The organism is Paenibacillus segetis (assembly GCF_014639155.1).
In the GTDB taxonomy this organism is placed as follows: Bacteria; Bacillota; Bacilli; order Paenibacillales; family Paenibacillaceae; genus Fontibacillus; species Fontibacillus segetis.
In genome coordinates, this window is sequence record NZ_BMFT01000002.1 from 423,350 (window position 1) to 442,797 (window position 19,448).

General features: G+C 44.1%; 18 protein-coding genes and 2 pseudogenes. 15 read left to right on the forward strand and 5 right to left on the reverse strand.

The window, feature by feature from the left end; translation table 11 throughout:
* The first annotated feature begins 120 nt into the window (after window positions 1-120).
* Together IEW05_RS18085 and IEW05_RS18090 are read left to right on the forward strand one after the other, a co-directional pair.
* Window positions 121-729, forward strand: coding sequence for a DUF2975 domain-containing protein (locus IEW05_RS18085; protein ID WP_229753493.1), 609 nt, complete (start codon window positions 121-123; stop codon window positions 727-729).
* Window positions 730-746: 17 nt separating this feature from the next.
* Window positions 747-959 carry a helix-turn-helix domain-containing protein gene (locus IEW05_RS18090; protein WP_188541248.1) on the forward strand — a complete coding sequence of 71 codons (213 nt, stop codon included), beginning with the start codon at window positions 747-749 and terminating at the stop codon, window positions 957-959.
* A 21-nt stretch (window positions 960-980) separates the two neighbouring features.
* Here IEW05_RS18090 and IEW05_RS18095 read toward each other — a convergent pair whose 3' ends face one another.
* Complete coding sequence (locus IEW05_RS18095) at window positions 981-1,565, reverse strand: GNAT family N-acetyltransferase (protein WP_188541249.1); 585 nt, start codon at window positions 1,563-1,565, stop codon at window positions 981-983.
* Between the two features lie 142 nt (window positions 1,566-1,707).
* Between IEW05_RS18095 and IEW05_RS18100 the strand changes: the two genes are divergently transcribed.
* From IEW05_RS18100 to IEW05_RS18130, 8 genes and pseudogenes are all read left to right on the forward strand, one after another.
* Window positions 1,708-2,796 (forward strand): SPFH domain-containing protein, encoded by a 1,089-nt coding sequence (locus IEW05_RS18100; RefSeq protein WP_188541250.1) that lies wholly within the window; start codon window positions 1,708-1,710, stop codon window positions 2,794-2,796.
* Window positions 2,797-2,813: 17 nt separating this feature from the next.
* Complete coding sequence (locus IEW05_RS18105) at window positions 2,814-3,914, forward strand: TFIIB-type zinc ribbon-containing protein (RefSeq protein WP_188541251.1); 1,101 nt, start codon at window positions 2,814-2,816, stop codon at window positions 3,912-3,914.
* A 170-nt stretch (window positions 3,915-4,084) separates the two neighbouring features.
* Window positions 4,085-4,490 (forward strand): annotated as a pseudogene (locus IEW05_RS26120) (response regulator); the annotation flags it as partial.
* Window positions 4,491-4,612: 122 nt separating this feature from the next.
* Window positions 4,613-4,813, forward strand: a pseudogene (locus tag IEW05_RS26125) (response regulator transcription factor); the annotation flags it as partial.
* Window positions 4,814-4,836: 23 nt separating this feature from the next.
* Window positions 4,837-5,943, forward strand: coding sequence for a sensor histidine kinase (locus IEW05_RS18115; RefSeq protein WP_188541253.1), 1,107 nt, complete (start codon window positions 4,837-4,839; stop codon window positions 5,941-5,943).
* A 147-nt stretch (window positions 5,944-6,090) separates the two neighbouring features.
* The gene (locus tag IEW05_RS18120; protein WP_188541254.1) at window positions 6,091-7,026 is read left to right on the forward strand and encodes an ABC transporter ATP-binding protein; all 936 of its coding nucleotides are present in this window, start codon (window positions 6,091-6,093) and stop codon (window positions 7,024-7,026) included.
* Window positions 7,027-7,055: 29 nt separating this feature from the next.
* Window positions 7,056-8,180 carry an ABC transporter permease gene (locus IEW05_RS18125; RefSeq protein WP_188541255.1) on the forward strand — a complete coding sequence of 375 codons (1,125 nt, stop codon included), beginning with the start codon at window positions 7,056-7,058 and terminating at the stop codon, window positions 8,178-8,180.
* Complete coding sequence (locus IEW05_RS18130; RefSeq protein WP_188541256.1) at window positions 8,181-9,332, forward strand: ABC transporter permease; 1,152 nt, start codon at window positions 8,181-8,183, stop codon at window positions 9,330-9,332.
* Between the two features lie 63 nt (window positions 9,333-9,395).
* Here the strand turns inward: IEW05_RS18130 and IEW05_RS18135 are convergent, their stop codons facing one another.
* Complete coding sequence (locus IEW05_RS18135; RefSeq protein WP_188541257.1) at window positions 9,396-10,439, reverse strand: SIS domain-containing protein; 1,044 nt, start codon at window positions 10,437-10,439, stop codon at window positions 9,396-9,398.
* Between the two features lie 255 nt (window positions 10,440-10,694).
* Here IEW05_RS18135 and nagA point away from each other — a divergent pair, with 255 nt between their 5' ends.
* The 5 genes from nagA to IEW05_RS18160 all read left to right on the forward strand — a co-directional run bounded on the left by nagA (window position 10,695) and on the right by IEW05_RS18160 (window position 15,723).
* Window positions 10,695-11,897 carry an N-acetylglucosamine-6-phosphate deacetylase gene (gene nagA, locus IEW05_RS18140; protein WP_188541258.1) on the forward strand — a complete coding sequence of 401 codons (1,203 nt, stop codon included), beginning with the start codon at window positions 10,695-10,697 and terminating at the stop codon, window positions 11,895-11,897.
* A 33-nt stretch (window positions 11,898-11,930) separates the two neighbouring features.
* Entirely contained in the window at window positions 11,931-12,893 is a 963-nt protein-coding gene (locus tag IEW05_RS18145; protein ID WP_188541259.1) for an ROK family protein, read from the forward strand.
* A 123-nt stretch (window positions 12,894-13,016) separates the two neighbouring features.
* A complete protein-coding gene (gene fba / locus IEW05_RS18150) occupies window positions 13,017-13,883 on the forward strand; it encodes a class II fructose-1,6-bisphosphate aldolase (protein ID WP_188541260.1) in 867 nt (288 codons plus the stop codon).
* Window positions 13,853-14,809, forward strand: a complete 957-nt coding sequence (gene pfkB / locus IEW05_RS18155; RefSeq protein WP_229753496.1) for a 1-phosphofructokinase — start codon at window positions 13,853-13,855, stop codon at window positions 14,807-14,809. The genes fba and pfkB overlap by 31 nt, the downstream gene beginning before the upstream one ends.
* A 116-nt stretch (window positions 14,810-14,925) precedes the next feature.
* Complete coding sequence (locus IEW05_RS18160) at window positions 14,926-15,723, forward strand: DeoR/GlpR family DNA-binding transcription regulator (RefSeq protein WP_188541261.1); 798 nt, start codon at window positions 14,926-14,928, stop codon at window positions 15,721-15,723.
* A 99-nt stretch (window positions 15,724-15,822) separates the two neighbouring features.
* Here IEW05_RS18160 and pepT read toward each other — a convergent pair whose 3' ends face one another.
* The 3 genes from pepT to IEW05_RS18175 form a co-directional block, all read right to left on the reverse strand.
* Window positions 15,823-17,055: a peptidase T gene (gene pepT, locus IEW05_RS18165; RefSeq protein ID WP_188541262.1), complete on the reverse strand. Its 1,233-nt coding sequence runs from the start codon at window positions 17,053-17,055 to the stop codon at window positions 15,823-15,825.
* A gap of 194 nt (window positions 17,056-17,249) precedes the next feature.
* Window positions 17,250-18,293, reverse strand: coding sequence for an LLM class flavin-dependent oxidoreductase (locus IEW05_RS18170; protein WP_188541263.1), 1,044 nt, complete (start codon window positions 18,291-18,293; stop codon window positions 17,250-17,252).
* 241 nt (window positions 18,294-18,534) lie between these two features.
* Window positions 18,535-19,287 (reverse strand): SDR family NAD(P)-dependent oxidoreductase, encoded by a 753-nt coding sequence (locus IEW05_RS18175; RefSeq protein WP_188541264.1) that lies wholly within the window; start codon window positions 19,285-19,287, stop codon window positions 18,535-18,537.
* Window positions 19,288-19,448: the final 161 nt, after the last annotated feature.

Genomic DNA, 19,448 nt, shown 5'->3' on the forward strand with positions numbered 1-19,448 from the left:
GTTGCATCTGTTTTCATTAATTAATTATCGTTTATCATTAAATATATATTGTTTTATATTAATTTCATTGGTATAATTTTGGAAAATAGTTCAAAGGGAGATGGTTCGTCGATGAAAAATATGAATATAAAAGAAATCCCGAACTTTCGGAATATGTATATCTTACTTCAAATTCTGTTCTTTGGAGGGATCCTTCTTTTTATGTTGATCATGGGTTGGGATATTTGGCTTAGTTTTAAATCGCAAGAGCTGTTCATGGCCGAGAAAGGGATCGCCCACTGGTCGTTTTCCGTCACTTTATCAGATACAACTTCTCGTTCGGTATTGATTCCATTTAAGCTGTTTCAACCCATCGACCCCGACAGATTTAATGCAAAATCCGCCTTCCTGGTCACTGAATTTACTCATATAATACTTACATTTCTTACTTACATCTATTGTATTATGCAAATTAGAAATATAATTGGATCTATTATGAAAGGGAACAGCCCGTTTATTCAGGAGAATGTCGACCGATTGAAGAGACTTGGTGTAGCCGTAATCCTGTATTCCCTATTGGCAAAGCTCATCTTAAATGTGCTCTGCTGGCTTCTTGTTAATCATATATTTTCTATTGATTTATCAGGTATATCCATAACAGGCATCATTATTGGGATGCTCATCTTCGTTATTTCCGAGGTATTTAAGTATGGCGGTTATCTCCAAGAGGAGCATGACACAACAATCTAAAATCTGAGGTGAACATCATGCCGATTATCATCCGCTTGGATAGGGTCTTGGCCGACAAAAAAATGAGATTGAACGACTTAGCCGACCAAGTGGGCATTTCAAATGTGAATCTATCCAATCTAAAAACAGGTAAGGTTAAAGCGATCCGGTTCTCAACCCTAGAAGCGATTTGTGAAATCCTCGACTGTCAGCCTGGGGATATTATGGAATATATTCCGGAACAAGAATAACGCTTCATTCATATTGAGTTGTTATTCTGTTGATTTATTGTTGTACAGTCTCCGATAGTCGTCTTCTAAAATGCTCATAAGGATCGAATCGTGATACTCATGGTCATAGAAGAGAGCATCCCTTTGTACACCCTCCCGCACAAATCCTAGCTTCTCATATACATGCTGGGCATGGGAATTGAAGCTGTAGACATTCAACTCGATGCGGTGAAGGTTCAAGATGCCAAAACCGTAGTCGAGTAGAAGACATAACGCTTCACTACCATACCCCTTTCCCTTATGTTCCGAGCCGCCAATGGCAATTCGGATGTTTGCGCTGCGGTTATTTCGGTCGATATCTTGCAGAGCAATGTCACCGATAGGTTTGTCGGAGTCTTTCAAAGCGATCCAGAGCAAGAGTGATGAGGAGTCCTCGCCTTTTGCTTCGAGATATGTACGGATTTGACCTTGGGTGAACGTTCGCTGTGTTCCGGTGAGTCTACGCACTTCGGGATCGAACAACGTTTGTTGGTAAAGTTCGGCCTCCTCAGGCTCTACTTGTCGCAAATAAACCGAGGGTCCTTCCAGAAAACGGACAGGTGTTGAATTTTGATCAGTTCTGTTCATGGGATCAATACCTCCTATTTGATTCTTCATTATACGAATAATATGACAAAGTTTCATGTTTTTCGCCAATATTATCGATACCGAATTACAATTCCTAACGTATAATATATGTAAATATAGAAGGTTTAGGAGGATGACGTCTTTGGGACTTTTTTCATTTATTAAGGGACAATTTATTGAAGTCATTGAATGGAATGATACAACAGGCTCGGTAGTATATAAATTTCCAGTGTATGATAATGCCATCAAAATGGGTGCACAGCTCATCGTTCGTGAGTCACAGGCAGCTATTTTTGTGAATGAGGGTGTCATTGCCGACATCTTTGGCCCAGGCCGTCATACACTCAGTACGCAAAATATGCCTGTGCTTACAGGCTTGAAATCATGGAAATATGGCTTCAACTCGCCGTTTAAGGCAGATGTCTATTTCGTAAGTACCGCGATCTTCACCGATCAGAAGTGGGGAACGACCAATCCTGTCATTATGCGTGACCCTGAATTCGGGATGATCCGTCTACGTGGCTTTGGTAATTATTCATTTAGAGTTAATGATCCAGCATTGTTCATGCGGGGGATCTTTGGGACGAATGAAAGCTTTAGCGCGGATAACCTCAATAGTTTTTTCAAGACACTTATTGTCTCTACCATTAGCGATATATTAGCTGAATCCAAAATTCCTGTAGCTGATCTTGCGGCAAGCTACCAAGAACTCAGCCATCAAGCAGGTATGCGACTTAACCAAAGCTTTAATGATATCGGATTATTACTTGTCGGTTTTGTGATCGAGAATTTATCCTTACCAGAAGAAGTAGAGAAGATGATCGATCGTAAATCCTCCATGAACATCGCTGGTAATCTCGATCAATACATGAAGTATCAAGCAGCCGAAGCGATTCGTGAAGCAGCGAATAATCCCGATAATGGAATTGCGGGAGCAGGAGCAGGTATGGGGGCTGCGATGGCTATGGGGCAAATGTTCACTGGGGTAATGAATAACTCAAACTCCAACGCCAATCCCAATCCCCCAGCCCCACAAGCAGCTCCATCTCCGGCGACTCCACCTCTGGCTGGGACTGTGGCTTGTAAACACTGTGGTCACCCGAATCAAGCAGGGGCTAAATTTTGCTCCGATTGCGGTACACCTAGTGCAGTAGTAAGTTACTGCTCGCAGTGTGGTTCGGAGCAAGCTCCAAATAGTAAATTTTGTTCTGTCTGTGGGACTAAACAATAAAGGATGAGGGATCGATCATGAATTCAGAAGCAAGTACGGTCAATTTCCCATGCCAAAGCTGTGGTGGACAGATGATGTTCGATACAGCCAGTCAAAATCTGAAATGCGGATATTGTGGCAGGGAAGAGACAATTGAGAACATCATGACAGAGCCTCAAGAACACAGTTTAAATTTCGCAGAGCTAGAGCAAGCGGCTACTATGGATTGGGGAACAGAGCAACAGGCATTATCTTGTTCCAACTGTGGGGGACAGATGTTACTGAATAATCTTCAAACGGCGGTTATTTGTCCTTTTTGCGGATCACCCAAAGTATTACCGCAGAATGATGCCGAGAGTAGCATTCGTCCTGAATCGATTTTACCCTTTCGGATCTCACGGGATCAGGCTATTTCCTCATTCCTGGCGTGGAAGCGAAAGCGTTGGTTTGCACCGAACCAGTTCAAGAAGCAGAATGTAACGTCCAGTTTGAATGGCATATATATTCCCCATTGGACTTATGATGCGGACTCTTCCTCGGCCTACACAGCTGAGGTAGGTACCTACCATTACCGGACTGAAACCAGGACGCGAACCGTCGATGGCAAGACAGAAACTTACACCGAACAAGTTCGCTATACTGTATGGCATCATACAAGCGGTACGTACAGCAGGTTCTTTGATGATGTGCTCATTCCGGCTTCTGGGCAATATGATCAGAAGCTCTTGGGGCATCTGGGTGGTTTTAATCTGAAAAGTCTAGCAGGTTATAAGCCTCAATATATCAGCGGGTTCATAGCTGAGCGGTATTCGGTATCCCTCAGGCAAGGCTGGGATCGGGCCATTAACGTTATGGATAATGAGATCGACGGAGATGTACGGCGTCAAATTGGTGGAGACGAACTGCGGAACTTAAACATAAGGACTCATTATTCCGATGCGACCTACAAGCATATTCTATTGCCGATTTGGAATGCGATCTACACTTACCAAAACAAACAATTCCGGTATATGGTGAACGGAGAGACAGGTACTGTTTCGGGTAAAGCTCCTAAGAGTGCTTGGAAAATCACCTTCTTCACTCTATTTTGTGTCGCAGCTGTTCTTTTGTTAGTGTACTTTATCAGTCAGTCGCAATAGTCCGATCATAATATACAACGAGCGCAACACAATCGAAGCATTTCATTTCTGATAAGAGAAATTGAAATGCTTTTTTTGACGGCGACAAACGGTTGGTTACACCTGATACGGTATTTTATTCCAATTACTTCCCGTGATCATGTAAAATAGTTTAAATAGGGGGTAGGCATATGAAGATCAGAGTTTTGATTGCCGATGATAATTCATTTGTTCGTGAGGGAATGAAGATTATCCTGAGTACATTCGAGGAATTTGAAGTGCTAACCACGGTCGATGACGGGCGGGCAGCAGTCGAATATTGCAAAGAACATGAGGTCGACGTGGCCCTGCTCGATGTGCGCATGCCGAACATGAATGGTGTGGAAGCAACGAGGCTGCTGACCGAGGAGACGAAGACAAAACCACTTATTTTGACGACATTTGATGACGATGAATATATCCTGGATGCTATCCGGTTCGGCGCTAAGGGCTATCTGTTAAAGAACAATGATCCGGAACGCATTCGTGATGCGATCAAAAGTATACATAGTGGAAACAATGTGCTGCAGGATGTGGTGTTAGATAAGTTAAAATCGAGTATGGCTGGCATGACACCTTCAAAGGAAGGGACAACTCATGAAGAAATCTCTAGTGTAGGGAATACCAGCGCCCCCCTTACTGGAGTAAAAGGGGTGAAATCCGAGCATACAGAGTATCCTTTCGACTGTAGCCTATTCACAAGCAGAGAACTAGAAGTTATGTCGGGTATAGCGAAGGGTCTCTCTAACAAAGAAATCTCTAAAGAACTGTTCATTTCTGAAGGGACGACGGCAAATTATATTACTTCTATTCTGAATAAGACTGCACTACAACATCGTACGCAGATCGCAATCTACTACCTGACAGGCAAAATCCATTGATTGAAAGGATCCTACATTGAATTATGGAACTATGGACTGTTGGCAATAAGACAATTGTATTGTTCTTCGCTATCATTGCTTCCTATTTCTCAGTTACAGAACCGGACCTCTGGCTAGTACTCTTCTTTCTTATTTATTTGGCACTTAATTTAGTCTTACATATTGTAAAACCAAGCATGATCAAGCAGGGAATGATCTTGCTCATTATCATTTATCTGATCAGTTGCAGCATTTATGGTCATCCGTATTTTGCACTACTACTCCCACTTAGTTTCTATGAGCTGGCATCCTTTTATGCCCGCAGTAATGGATATCTATTTTGTGCTATGTTGATACCGGCGTTGTTCATGAGAAATACCATGCTCATCCTCTATAGCTTTGTCACGCTGCTGAGTTTTTTTAATTACATCATGGTACGGAAATATATGGCGAGAGTGAGCAAGCAGGATGATGAGATGGAGCGTATGCGTAAAGACGGACAACGTCTTGTGAAGAGACTGAATGAAAATCAAGAATTTCTTAAGGTATCCGAATATATGGTCAAGCTTGAGGAGCGGAATCGATTGGCTCAGGAACTTCACGATGGTATCGGACATTCAATGACAGGTTCCCTTATCCAAATGGAGGCTGCCAAGCGCCTGATGCATAACGATCCGCAGACAGCTGAGATGCTATTGCAGAATGCTATTGGTATTTCCAAAGAGGGAATTGAAGAAATCCGCCTTACACTCAAAAATAACAAACCGCCTATGGAGCAGCTTGGGTTAAGCCGATTAAAGACAGCGGTGGAGGCATTTGGTGGCAAGACAGGATTAATGACGACAGTTGTACATGAAGGGGATATAGAGGTTATTACTCCGCTTCAATGGAGAATTATTTACGAGAACGTAAACGAATCGCTTACCAATGCGGCTAAATATGCGAAGGCGTCAGCGGTTCATATCGAAATTAAGGTTCTTAACCATTTTATCAAAGCGGTGGTGTCGGATAACGGGCAAGGCACTCCTAAGATCGTTAAGGGACTTGGCCTCGTAGGGATGGAAGAGCGAGCGGCTGCCGTGAATGGGACGATCATTGCTGATGGCAGTAACGGATTTTCAGTTACGACACTTATTCCTTATGGAACATAGTGAGTAATCTTACCTTTGATCCTCTGATCTCTAATAAAAAACATGAAGTTTCTCATATCGAAAGGATGAACTTATGCACTGATATAAGGGCATCCTTTTTTCTTACAATAAGAGTATCAAATACGAATGAAATGGAGTGAAGGATCAATGAATATATTGAATATTCGCGGGCTTACGAAGAAATTCGGTGATTTCATCGCTGTCGATAATATATCACTCACGATTCAGGAGGGCGAAATCTTTGGATTTCTTGGTGCGAATGGTGCTGGTAAAAGTACGACAATTAACATGGTGTCATCACTGCTAAGCCCATCGAGTGGAGAGATTCAAATTCTTGATAAAGATATTACGAAGCACAGTCGTTTTGCGAAGCTTAATATAGGAATCGTGCCACAGGATCTGGCGATTTACGAGGATTTGACAGCTTATGAGAATGTAAGCTTTTTTGCCGGACTATATGGATTGAGGGGATCCAAGTTGAAGGAGAGAACGCTAGAGGCACTTGAGTTCGTTGGCCTTAGCGATAAGGTGAAGAACTATCCGAAGAACTTCTCGGGAGGGATGAAGCGTCGGCTTAACATTGCCTGTGCCATTGCCCATAAGCCAAAACTCATCATCATGGATGAACCAACAGTAGGTATTGATCCGCAGTCACGGAATTATATTCTGGCCTCCGTTCGAAAGCTCAATGAGAGTGGATGCACGATTATTTATACAAGTCATTACATGGAGGAAGTAGAAGAGATCTGCTCACGTATTGCTATTATTGACCATGGCAAGATCATCGCCGAAGGAACGAAAGAACAGCTCAAAGCGACCATCACGGATGTGAAGGATATCCGTATAGAGATGAAGTCATCTGTAGGAATGGAAGGTGAGCGATTAAAGACCATTCCAGGCATCCGAAACGTGACACAAGATGAGAATGTGATTCGAGTCCAAAGTGATGCAGTCGTGGATAATTTAAACCGGATACTGAAAAAGCTGATGGAGGAAGGCATGGAGATTAGGGCGGTTGAAGAACAGGAGCCTAATCTGGAAACCGTGTTCCTGACGCTCACAGGTCGTAATTTGCGGGATTAAGTATTTCTGTAGACAAGGAGGATGATAGGGTGAATATCATATCGATTGCATTAAAGGAAATCAAGCAAGATTTCCGAGATCTTCGCACGTTGCTGTTGATGCTTGCCTTTCCGATTGTGCTTATGCTGATCCTTGGATCAACGTTATCGAATGCATTTAGCAACAATGTGGATTTAGGTGAACTAAAGGTACTTGTGAATGATACAAGCGGCAATGGACAGTTATCTCAGGCATTCACCGCCTTTACCAAGGAAATGGATAAGGTGGGCATGAAGTTTGATACCTTAAAGCCTGGTATGGATGGCTCGCGCGAAGTAGAGCAGGGTCGATACGTAGACTATGTGGAGCTAAAAGAAAGTGGAATATCCCTTTACGGTAGTAGCCGTAACACGATAGAAAGTAATATTGTACAGGGGATGTTGACTTCGTTTACGGATAAATACAACGCGGCCGTTGCTGTGGCCCAGATTGAACCGACCAAGGTTGAAATGGTATTTGCGAGTGGTAATGGTCATGAATATATCAAGGAGACGTCAATTAATGCCGATCGCTTACCCGGCGCCCTGGATTATTACGCTCTAGTAATGACCGTTATGGTCGCAATGTGGAGTGCAATGTCAGCCGCAAGACTCATCCAGAGCGAGGTTAAACAGGGGACGGCGTTCCGGCTAATAACAGCACCAGTAAGTAAGGGAGAGATTTTCACAGGTAAGGTTCTGGGAAGCATTATGATTAATATGTTATGTATTCTTGTTATCATCTTGTTCAGCAAGTATGTATTCCAAGCGTATTGGGGAACTCATTTGGGAATCGTGCTGTTAGTCCTACTGTCGCTAGTCATCATGGCGATCAGCTTCGGGCTGGCAGGAGGTTATCTACTAAAAAGCGGGGCAAATGGGATGATGATGCTAATTGTTCAACTAGCCTCTATCTTCGGTGGGGCCTATTTTCCAATAGGTGATGACACAGGAGTGGGCATCATGAGCAAAATAATTCAGTTGTCTCCGATTCGCGTGGCAAACCATGCTTTGACACAAGTCATTTATGGAGATACACTGTCCGCCGCTTGGCCTGTCATCGGACTGAATATGACTTTATCCGTATTATTTATTGGAGTATCGATTATCATGATGAAACGCAGGGAGGGATTGTAAATGTGGAATGAACTATGGTTTCTGGTCACAAGCACACTGCGGACCACATTTCGTAAACGTTCCGCTCTGATATTGTATTTTGGCCTTCCGATAGCGGGAGTTCTACTATCCATGTTCCTTTATGGATCTCAAGGATCGAGAGAGCTCACAGTGGGAGTTGTTAATGGGGATGGGAGTCAGCAGATCGCAGTAGATACCATCGGTTTTGTGCAGGGTCTGGATAATGTAAAGCTTGTGAATGTTACCAAGAGTGAATTGGAGCAACAGTTAGCCGCGAGTAAGCTTGACAGTGGCCTAGTGATTGATTCGGGTTACTCGGAAAGCGTACTTATGGGTAATCCTAACCATATTGCCATCGAGTCGGTGAAAGGCGCTACGGTAACGTCTTATATGAAATCTATGTTGTATGGATATATAGATAATGTTACTTCCATTAGTAAAATAGCCGGAGGAGATGCAGCAAAATTTAAAGAGTTATACGATCGTTACCAGGGAGCAGATTTTAAGATAACTACTCGAGCTGTGAATGATACCTCCACTACAAAGGAAATGAGCTATCAATCCATTGGTTTTCTCATCATGTTCATGATGATGTCTGCAGTGAATTTATCGGAGCTAATGCTCAAAAATCGCGAGAATCGGACGTACTTCCGTGTTTTATCTTCTCCCGTCCACGCAAGGACGTATTTGCTTTCCAATATTATCGTGAATTTGATCGTCATCATTGCTCAGATTGTCGTTACCTTGTTCATCATGCGATATGTATTTAATCTGGACCCGGGTGTTCCGATACATGAGATGATTGGCTTACTAACTCTATTCGCACTTGTATCCGTCAGTATCTCTCTTGCTATCGTTTCTTTTGCTAAAAGCTCGGCTGGTTCAGGAGCGATGGAGAATCTGATCATCGTACCGACTTGCCTCCTCTCTGGGTGTTTCTTCTCTATGAGTATTATGCCGGAGCCCCTTCAACGAATTGCTCAATTCCTGCCGCAAAGCTGGGTATTGGAATCGATCAACAAACTGCAGTCTGGAGAGAGCCTCAGCAGTATATGGTTTAATCTCGTGGTTATACTTGCCTTTGCCGTTGTCTTCTTTCTAATTGCGGCTTATAAGATAGGCCGAAATAATGATACAAGAAATTTTGTGTAGTTGGTAGCAACACAAAAAGAACCTTCAGGAGTTTCCCTGAAGGTTCTTTTTGTTGTAGCTAACTTATAGTTTGACCCAAGCAACCAAACCATCGGGTTGGTCAGGGTTAATACCTTGGCGATCAGCACTAGTCAAAGCGACGATTTGCGGGATGAAGATAAATGGAATACCTTGTACGGCAACATCCAATGTGTTGTCGGAGATAACCGCAAGATCAACGTGTTCTGTCGCTACTGCGTCAGCGTGATCAGCGAAAGCAATGATCTTCGCGCCTCTGCCTTTAATATCACGCATCAGGTTGCGTTGATGGTCAGTTCCATTACCGGTGATCGCTGCGATCACAAGTGTGTCCGGTCCAACAGTGACCATCGGACCATGACGAACATCGAGCAGATGGTAGGAATGTGCTTGAACTTTAGCAATCTCAGTCAAAGCGATAGCGCCCTCAGAAGCGAGGCCTTGAAGTTCACCATCAGCAAGCACAACGGCATTCGTCCAGGCGAAATCGGCTGCTTTGCGAATGTCATTTTCAACACGTGCCATGTAAGCTTCGCCTTGATGAATCGCTTTTTGGATATCAGCAATAACGACTTCATCGTTACCAATGAAAGCAGTCAACATCAGATTAGCTACATAAAGATTGGTTACGGTACGAGTCTGGCAGACGCTACTATCAAATGCCCAAGGTAGTTCAAGTGATAGATTCGCCTGTTTGGACAGTGGAGAATCCGTTACACAAGAAAGTGTCATTACAGCCATAGGTTTACCAGTTTGAAGCAGTCGAAGTGCTTCAACGACTTCACTTGTGCTACCAGAGCGCGATGGCGCTACCAATAAAGTGTTCTCTAATAAAGCTTGGTACCGTTCTGGGTTAAGCATGAGATCGCCACCAGCCAATGCGCTTGCTGGGAGTCCTGCACGCAATCGTGTGGAGAACGCAGCAGATTCACTTAGACAGTAGCTTGATCCGCAGCCAACAAAGGTAACGGAAGTGATGGATTGTGATTGTACAAAGGTAACGATTTCTTGTCTTTTAGATAGCATGTAATCATAGGTTTGTTGTAAAGCCGTATATTGTTGCTTAATTTCGCTATAAGTTAAGCTCATGGATAATAGCCTCCTAGATAAATGTTTGTATTGTAACTGTAAATCAAATTTGTAATTATTTCAATCATAAAAAGAAAATTATAATCATAATATGATCATATAAGGCGTATTTGCGGCAAAAAACGTAGATATTTTTGTTTATTTTATCGATATGATCAAAAAAAGATTGAAAAAATCAATTAATAAGATTATTATGATCATGAAAATGAAATAAAAAATCAGCCAAGACTCGCACATGAATAGGGGGAGATGTTGATGCAGCATAAAGTGACACGAATTTATAACGCAGACATTTTAACGCCTGAGGGCTGGATTAAGAACGGTAGCTTACTTATTGAAAATGGCAAGATCTCGAAAATTATGGATTCTGTAACTTCTTTAGAAGACGAGAGTAACGCACAGGTGAGTGTGGATGCTCACGGTAGGCTTCTGCTACCGGGATTTATTGATATTCATGTTCATGGCGGTGGTGGTTACGATGCCATGTTGGGAAATACGGAGCATGTCCACGGCATGTGCCGATTTCATGCATCCAATGGAACAACTTCTTTATTAGCAACGACACTTACTGCGACACATGAGGAGATTATCTCCGCGCTGGATAGTATTGCTACAGCGATGAAGGAAGAGCGTGAACCTGATGGGGCGAATTTGTTAGGCGCTCACTTAGAAGGTCCTTTTCTGAATCCATCAAGATGTGGAGCACAGAATCCTGCCGATCTTCGTGAGCCTTCTATTGAAGAATTCGATGCCTTCTGGTCAGCTTCGCAAGGAACGATCAAGTTAATGACGATTGCTCCTGAATTGAATCATGCGGAAGAAGTTATCCGTCATGCCGTGGATAAGGACGTCGTTATTTCCTTAGGCCATACCGATGCTGATTACGAAACGATGAAGAGGGCAACGGAGTGGGGAGCTAAACAAGTCACCCATCTGTTCAATGGAATGAGGCCGTTACATCATAGAGAACCAGGTGCGGCCGGTGGCTCTCTCATGTTGGATCAGTTAGCGGTTGAAATGATTTGCGACGGCATTCATGTACATCCTAGTCTGATCAAATGGGCTTTTGACATAAAGCCGGAGGGAAAAGTTCTTCTGATTACAGATAGCATGTGTGCGGCGGGCCTATCCGACGGGGAATATGTGCTTGGTAAACTGCCTGTCATCATGAAACAAGGCAAAGTCTATTTGAAGCAAGAAGACGGAACGGAAGGTGGCTTAGCCGGTAGTTCGCTGACGATGATCGAGGCTTTGGCTAACGCCGTGAAGTTCACAGGAATGGACATCGCTGATCTTGTTCCCGCGCTAACGATTTATCCTGCTACACAAATCGGCGTTCAAGACACGAAGGGAACCATTGAGCTGGGTAAGGATGCCGATCTTATTATTGTGAACGAGCAGTTTAAAGTATGCCAAACATTTGTGCAGGGCAGTAGGGTTTTTGATTGTGAGTCCTAATCCTATGTGAAGAGTGAGAGGAGTGATCATCTTTTGAAATATGCAGCTGGCGTTGATGTTGGTGGTACAAATATTGAATGCGGCTTATTAGATGAACTCGGTAATGTCCTATTTAAACGGAAATACCCGACCTCCCCTGAAAGAGGCGCGGGGGCTATTTTGGAGAGTATCGCTGTGACACTTGAACAGCTTAGGGAAGAAGCCGGAATTGCTGCTGAAGATCTAGAAGTCATAGGTTTAGGCATTCCGGGGCTCGTTGATCCCGAGGCAGGTGTTAGCGTCCGGGCAGTTAATCTGAACTGGAATCAGGTTCCAGTGGCGGCTAAGCTCAGAGAACTTACTGGTAAGCCGGTCTTTATTGATAACGATGTACGACTGTATATATATGGCGAAGCGATTGCAGGTGCTGGCCGCGGACATGATTTTGTGTACGGCGTTACGATCGGCACGGGGCTAGCAGCAGCGTTTGTACAACGTGGAGAGATACATCATGGACATCGCTTCATGGCAGGCGAGATCGGACATGTACCACTCGATCATGTGGACTTTAAATGTGGCTGCGGTCAAATTGGTTGTCTCGAAACGATCGTCTCTGCGACCGGGATCGCCAAGCAAGCTCGGACCCGCATCGAACAAGGCGAAGCAAGCTTGCTTACGGAGTGGTTTGCAGATGTAAACGATATTCGCTCTAGCGATGTATCCCGTGCATGTCAGGAAGGCGATGAGTTGTCACGTGATGTCCTTGCACAAACGGGACGTGAACTTGGACGTGCACTCGCATGGGTCGTTCCGACACTTTCACCTGATGTCATTGTGATTGGTGGAGGGGGCGCATTAGCCGGCGAATATATTTTTGAACCGATGAAAGAAGAATTAAATAATCGAATACTGCAGGATTATCGCAATCATTTTGCTATCAAAAGTGCAGAGTTAAATGACAATGCAGGGATCATCGGTAGTGCGCTTTGGGCATTACATCGAAATAAACAAGGTTAATCAATTACACCATATAGAGCCAGTCTTACTGGCACAAAATTAAGCCTATGCTTACGATGCAAGTTTTGTTCGAAGGATAACCATTGAAGCATATGCTCACAAAACTTTTAGGAGGAACTTATTATGTCACTTATTTCATCTACTGAAATGCTGCAAATTGCCCGTAAAAACAAATACGCTGTGGGTGCTTTCAACGTTCATACCTTGGAAATGCTGCAAGCGGTTGTTGAAGCTGCGGTTGAAACGAATTCCCCGCTTATCATTCAATCTACTGTTGGAACAGTTAAGCACTTAGGTCCAGACTATATCGCAGCAGCTGCTAAGGTTGCGGCTGATCGTACAGGGCTTCCAATCGCTTTGCATTTGGATCACTGCACAGATTTCGATACAATTGTTCAATGTATCCGCGCAGGATATACTTCGGTGATGATCGACGCATCTATGTTTGCATTTGAAGAAAATGTGGAACGTACGCTTAAAGTTATGGAACTTGCTCGTGCCGTAGGTGTTAACGTAGAAGCTGAGCTTGGTAAGGTAGGCGGTGTTGAGGATGATATCGTCGTGGCTGATCACGAAGCGATGCTCGCTGACCCAGAGGATTGCAAATTGTTCGTTGAGCGTACAGGTGTACTTACACTTGCACCAGCAATCGGTACAGCTCATGGTATTTATAAAGGCGAGCCAAACATTGACTTCGATCGTATCGCAAAAATTGCTGAGACCGTTGATGTTCCATTAGTTCTGCATGGTGGATCAGGAATTCCAGCTGAGCAGGTGAAAAAAGCAGTTGCTCTAGGTATGTCCAAAATGAACGTTGCTACGGAATTACGTATCGCGTTCTCGAATGCGATTAAAGACGTATTTGCTGCCAATCCGGAAGAGAATGACCCACGTAAATATATGGTTCCTGCCAAAGAAGCTGTGAAGCGTCTGGCGATTGAAAAAATGGAGCTTTGTGGATGTATCGGCAAAGCAAGCGATGTGAAATGATTACAACGGTTACGCTTAATGCGGCCATCGATAAAACGTACTATGTAAGTCAGTTCGGGCCGGGACACGTGCATCGCGTCTCCCGGCAAATTGCCGAACCCGGTGGCAAAGGGATTAATGTCGCTAAAGTCATCTCGCTTCTTGGTGGTAAGGTAGCAGCGACTGGATTTATCGCAGGTAGTAGTGGCTCATTTATTGAGAATAGTCTGATGGACAGGGGGATTCAAACCTCCTTTGTTCGTGTACCTGGAGAATCACGTGTTTGCTTAAATATTATCGATGAGTCAAATGGAAGCTCAACAGAGTTACTTGAACAGGGTCCGTCTGTCGACCAAGTAGCAGTGAAGGACATCAAAGAAACGGTACACAGACTTGCACTGCAATCGAGTATTGTCGTCCTATCCGGTAGCCTGCCTCCAGGTGCACCTGCCCAATTGTATGCTGATCTTATCGACATCGTGAAGTCAACTCATGCACGCGTATTCCTGGATACAAGCGGAGCGGCCCTGAATAGTGGACTACAAGCTCAGCCTTATTTTGTTAAGCCAAATGAACATGAATTAGCTGCATTCCTAGGACGAGATCAACTAGCCCCAACCGAGTGGGCTGAGGCAGCGCACAAACTAGCAGCAGAGGGAATAGCTCAAGTGTGCGTCACTCTAGGTAGCCGTGGATCGATTGCTATTATTGATGGTGAAGGATATCATATCACTCCACCAACCATTCAGGCTGTAAATACAGTTGGCTGTGGTGATTCATTTGTTGCAGGTATGGCCTATGCCGAAGAGCGTGGAGACTCTCCCGCTGAGAAGCTGCGCATAGCTTCAGCCGTCGCGGCTGCCAATGCCATGTCAGATAAAGCAGGTCATTTCGATTATGCGCTTTTCCAAGATTACGTTAAACAAGTACAAGTCGCAGCCCTATAAGTGTAAGTAGCTAGTAGCGGTTATTGCAATTCCCTCGAACTCACTTGCAATTTAGCCCTTCATCCTCCAAAATTAGGATTAGCATGGATGACGTCAAGTCATCAAAGGAGAGAGTTATGGAATACTCAAAGAGTGAGTTACGCAGGTCCAAACTTCTGGAACTCATTAAATTGCATGGTAAAGTATCAATTCAAGAAATGATCGAGACCATAGGGTGCTCGGAAGCTACCGCACGTCGCGATCTCGATTTGCTAGAGAAATCAGGGCAAATCATTCGGACAATTGGGGGAGCCATCTATGAAGGCTCACTTATGCAGACAACATCTGAGTTGCCCTTTGCAGATAAACGTTTTTTTCAGCGGCAAGGTAAGGAACGAATCGCTGAAGTGGCTGCCGAACTGGTAGAAGAAGGCGACATCGTTTGCCTCACGGGAGGTACAACGACGTTTTTCATCGCCAGAGCTTTGAAGAAGAAACGGAACATCACGATTGTCACCAATGCGGTGAATATCGCTTCTGAATTAGCGGATGCAGATGGCGTTCAAGTGGTTGTCATTGGCGGCGTCATGCGTGCTAAGAGCTATGAACTTAGCGGTCCGCTCGCGGAGAGCGTTATTGAAAAGATCAACATCACGAAGATGTTTCTAGGTATAGATGGAGTCTCTCAAGCTCATGGATTTACGATGCATTCCGAGCTGGAGGCGCGTATTGCCCAACTTCTAATCGAACGTTCGAGTCAAGTTTATGCCGTATTCGACCAGAGCAAACTCGAGAAAAGTGCGCTGTTTACGATCATTCCATTGCAGCGGGCAACAGGAGTCATCACGAACAAGAAACCGGAAGGCTGGTTCGAGCAAGTATGTAAAGAACAGAAAATCGCTGTTCATACAACAATAGAAGACGTCGCTCATTAGGGATAGGTTCCTTGTCTTATTTTCTAACGCTAAAAAAAGAGGGTGCTCCAAAGACCATGTAAATGGCTATCGGAGCACCCCTTTTAATTATCCTCACACTTAAGCTCTTTGCTCAAATTGCTCCACAATTCCCACGATCACTTTACTCGCATAGATCATACTTTCAACGGATACATATTCGAATTTACCGTGGAAATTCTCTCCGCCTGCGAACAAGTTTGGTGTGGGAAGTCCCATATAGGAAAGCTGGGAGCCGTCTGTACCCCCGCGAATCGGTTTTATGATAGGCTCGATGCCAAGACCCTCCATAACATCACGGGCAATATGCACGATTTCGATCACAGGTTCGATTTTTTCCTTCATATTATAATACGAGTCCTTCATCTCCAAAATGAGATTGTCCTCACCGTAAATACCTCTTAACTCCTCCACAATACGCTGCACATTAGCTTTACGCTCTTCGAATCGATCTCGGTCAAAATCTCGAATTATATATTGGAGTTTGGTTTGCTCTACATTTCCTTGTATGGATTCCAGATGATAGAAGCCTTCATACCCCTCAGTTGATTCGGGTGCTTCTTCTGCAGGCAGACGACGTTGGATCTCCATAGCAATTTTGGCGGAGTTAATCATCGTTCCTTTGGCAGAGCCAGGATGAATATTAACTCCTTTGCACCATATTTTTACCGAGGCCGCGTTGAAGCTCTCATACTCCAGCTCACCCAGTTGCCCACCATCTACGGTGTAAGCGTACTTAGCCCCAAATGCTGCTACATCAAAGCGTTCTGGACCTCGGCCGATTTCTTCATCAGGGGTAAAAGCAACCCGAATAGTGCCATGTTTGATTTCAGGCTGTGCGTTCAGATAGGCCATTGCGGTCATGATTTCAGCGATTCCAGCTTTGTCGTCAGCCCCGAGCAGCGAAGTTCCGTCGGTTGTAATCAACGTCTGACCTTTGTATGTAAGAAGCTCTGGAAAGTTCTTGGGTGACAACACGATGCGCTGTGCTTGATTTAAAATAATGTCTCCGCCATCATAGTTCTCGACAATTTGTGGAGATACATTAGCGCCATTGAAATCTGGAGCCGTATCTAAATGTGCAAGGAATCCGATGACCGGTACTTCTTTTTGTGTATTAGCAGGGAGTGTAGCCATGACATAACCATACTCGTCTATACTAATATCTTGCATCCCAATGGCGCCCAGCTCTTCCACCAGTTGATGAGCTAGTGTTAATTGTCCGGGGGTTGAGGGACAGCTCTCCTGATCTTCATTTGATTGTGTGTCGACTTGTACATAGGAGGTAAATCTGCGGATCAATTCTTCTTTCAATGTGCTCAGCTTCTTCCTTTATATATTTGAGATGGGGTAACAGACAGTGCAGCTCTTTTATGATTATTAATTGTATCAAACGGTCCTAATACAATAAAGTATGAGGAACTAGCCTAGTTTTGAGACTTGGAAAAACACCGTGTTATTGCCAACTAACTAAGCAATACACGGTGTTTTTTTGATACATATATAAATTATTTCTTATTAAACATTTCGGCTAACAACTCGTAAGAGCGCAAACGAGCCTTATGATCATATACTTGAGCGGATACGATCATTTCATCGGCACCCGTTTCCTGTAAATGAGATTCCAAGATCTTACGGACGGTATCTGGGCTTCCGACTGCCGCATAACTGAATTTACTGCGTACAATAGCCTTCTCTTGGGCATTCCAAAGGGTATCCATATTGTCTACCGGTGCTTGTAACGGGCCTGTACGTCCGCGAATCAGATTCAGGAACTGCTGCTCTTGTGAAGTCGCTAGTCTACGCGCTTCCTCATCACTATCGGCAACGATAACACTTACACCAATCATAGCATAAGGTTGTGCTAATGCCTCAGATGGGCGAAATTGACTGCGGTATATTTCCAAAGCAGGTAGCAAATATTCAGGAGCGAAGTGACTGGCAAAAGCAAACGGCAAGCCAAGTCTTCCGGATAGCTCTGCACTAAAACCACTGGACCCAAGCAACCAAATTGGAATGTTCAAGCCTTCGCCAGGGATCGCTCTAACTCTCGTAGAGGATCCAGTCGCGGGTGGGTTGAAATAGTTGCGAAGTTCATTTAATCGTTCTGGGAAGTCCATTCCATTGCTTCCAGGTCCACGCCGCAATGCTTGAGACGTTAGTTGGTCTGATCCCGGGGCTCTTCCAAGTCCAAGATCAATACGTCCAGGAAACAGGGATTCCAGTGTTCCAAATTGCTCCGCTATGACCAGTGGGGAATGGTTGGGTAACATGATTCCACCGGAACCTACTCTTATTCTGGTTGTTCCCGCTGCGACATGCCCGATAACAACTGATGTAGCTGAGCTTGCGATACCCGGCATATTATGGTGTTCGGCTAGCCAGTATCGGTTGTATCCCCATTGATCAGCATGTTGTGCTAGATCAAGGGTATTTCGCAGCGAGTCTGCTGCCGTGCCTTCTGCTGTAATCGGCGCGAGATCAAGAATGGATACAGGAATATCTGAAAGCTTAGGAGTAAGGTTCTGACTTACAGAATGGTCTGGGCTCATTGTATGTGTGGCCTCCTTCAAGTTTTGTTAGCGTTACTTCCGAAAGTAGAGTTTATGCAAAAAATGCTTCGAGAGTACGCACATTATTTATGTTATTTACTTTCTTTTATATATTACTATTCTTATCATATCAAAATTGAACACCCGCTACAAAGTTTATACTCGAAAATAGAAAAGTAACTAAAATGAAACAGGGTAGAATCCGAAAGGATTCTACCCTGTTTTTCATATTTGGCACAAACTATCCGTTCATTACACTACCACAGTTCGCACCAAGTACTTGACCGGAATAAATATTTCCGTCATCTGATGCTAAGAACATGACCGATCTAGCGATCTCTTGAGGGAAAGCAAGACGCCCTAATAAATAATGAGCTTCATTTTTATCGTGCCCTTCTTCTAATGAGGAACGAATATCTGTAAATGTACCTCCAGGAGCAACTGCATTCACAAGTATGTAAGGGGCGAGCTCTTTAGCAAGTGATTTGGTGAAGGCTGTGATACCGCCTTTTGCTGCAGCATAATGCGACAAATCCGCAGCTCCTTGACTGGCTAGATCAGAGGTTACGTTGATGATTTTACCAGACCTTTGTGCCACCATTCGGCGTGCAGCCTCGCGTGAAGTGTTGAATGTTCCGTATAGATTGATCTTAATCATGCGATCCCATTGTTCATCGGTCATTTCCGTAACTTTAGCGGTTTGTGCGATCCCGGCGTTGTTTACGAGAATGTCCAGCTTGCCAAATAATTCATCTACCATGACGAACATGTCTCGCACTTGGGAAGAATCACTAACGTCTGCGGGGAGAACCTCTGCTCGGACTCCATGGGATTCCACCTGACGCTTCACATCCGCTGCCTCTTTTTCATCCCCATAGTAGTTGATGATCACGTTCATACCTGCCTTGGCAAATTCTAAGGCGATTGCCTTTCCGATCCCTCGACTGGCACCTGTAATTAAGGCGGTCTTACTTTGTGCATTGTTGCTGATCATATTGTTTTTCTCCTCCGATTTTAAATATAGCGGGATATTATGAGTAGTATAAGTCCACTGTACCAAATGTTACCGACAAAATTCTACAAATTATTTAACAAATCAGCGTACTGGTGGATGGATCTAGGGTATTCTTGTTCAAATTTAAAAAGATTTTGTAA

Excerpts from the sequence above, each read along its gene's own strand:
- pfkB (WP_229753496.1), top strand. The coding sequence starts at position 13,853 with ATGTATCGGCAAAGCAAGCGATGTGAAATGATTACAACGGTTACGCTT.
- IEW05_RS18160 (WP_188541261.1), top strand. The coding sequence starts at position 14,926 with ATGGAATACTCAAAGAGTGAGTTACGCAGGTCCAAACTTCTGGAACTC.
- IEW05_RS18095 (WP_188541249.1), bottom strand. The coding sequence starts at position 1,565 with ATGAACAGAACTGATCAAAATTCAACACCTGTCCGTTTTCTGGAAGGA.
- IEW05_RS18105 (WP_188541251.1), top strand. The coding sequence starts at position 2,814 with ATGAATTCAGAAGCAAGTACGGTCAATTTCCCATGCCAAAGCTGTGGT.
- IEW05_RS18135 (WP_188541257.1), bottom strand. The coding sequence starts at position 10,439 with ATGAGCTTAACTTATAGCGAAATTAAGCAACAATATACGGCTTTACAA.
- IEW05_RS18170 (WP_188541263.1), bottom strand. The coding sequence starts at position 18,293 with ATGAGCCCAGACCATTCTGTAAGTCAGAACCTTACTCCTAAGCTTTCA.
- IEW05_RS18085 (WP_229753493.1), top strand. The coding sequence starts at position 121 with ATGAATATAAAAGAAATCCCGAACTTTCGGAATATGTATATCTTACTT.
- IEW05_RS18120 (WP_188541254.1), top strand. The coding sequence starts at position 6,091 with ATGAATATATTGAATATTCGCGGGCTTACGAAGAAATTCGGTGATTTC.
- IEW05_RS18090 (WP_188541248.1), top strand. The coding sequence starts at position 747 with ATGCCGATTATCATCCGCTTGGATAGGGTCTTGGCCGACAAAAAAATG.
- IEW05_RS18115 (WP_188541253.1), top strand. The coding sequence starts at position 4,837 with ATGGAACTATGGACTGTTGGCAATAAGACAATTGTATTGTTCTTCGCT.
- fba (WP_188541260.1), top strand. The coding sequence starts at position 13,017 with ATGTCACTTATTTCATCTACTGAAATGCTGCAAATTGCCCGTAAAAAC.
- nagA (WP_188541258.1), top strand. The coding sequence starts at position 10,695 with ATGCAGCATAAAGTGACACGAATTTATAACGCAGACATTTTAACGCCT.
- IEW05_RS18175 (WP_188541264.1), bottom strand. The coding sequence starts at position 19,287 with ATGATCAGCAACAATGCACAAAGTAAGACCGCCTTAATTACAGGTGCC.
- IEW05_RS18130 (WP_188541256.1), top strand. The coding sequence starts at position 8,181 with ATGTGGAATGAACTATGGTTTCTGGTCACAAGCACACTGCGGACCACA.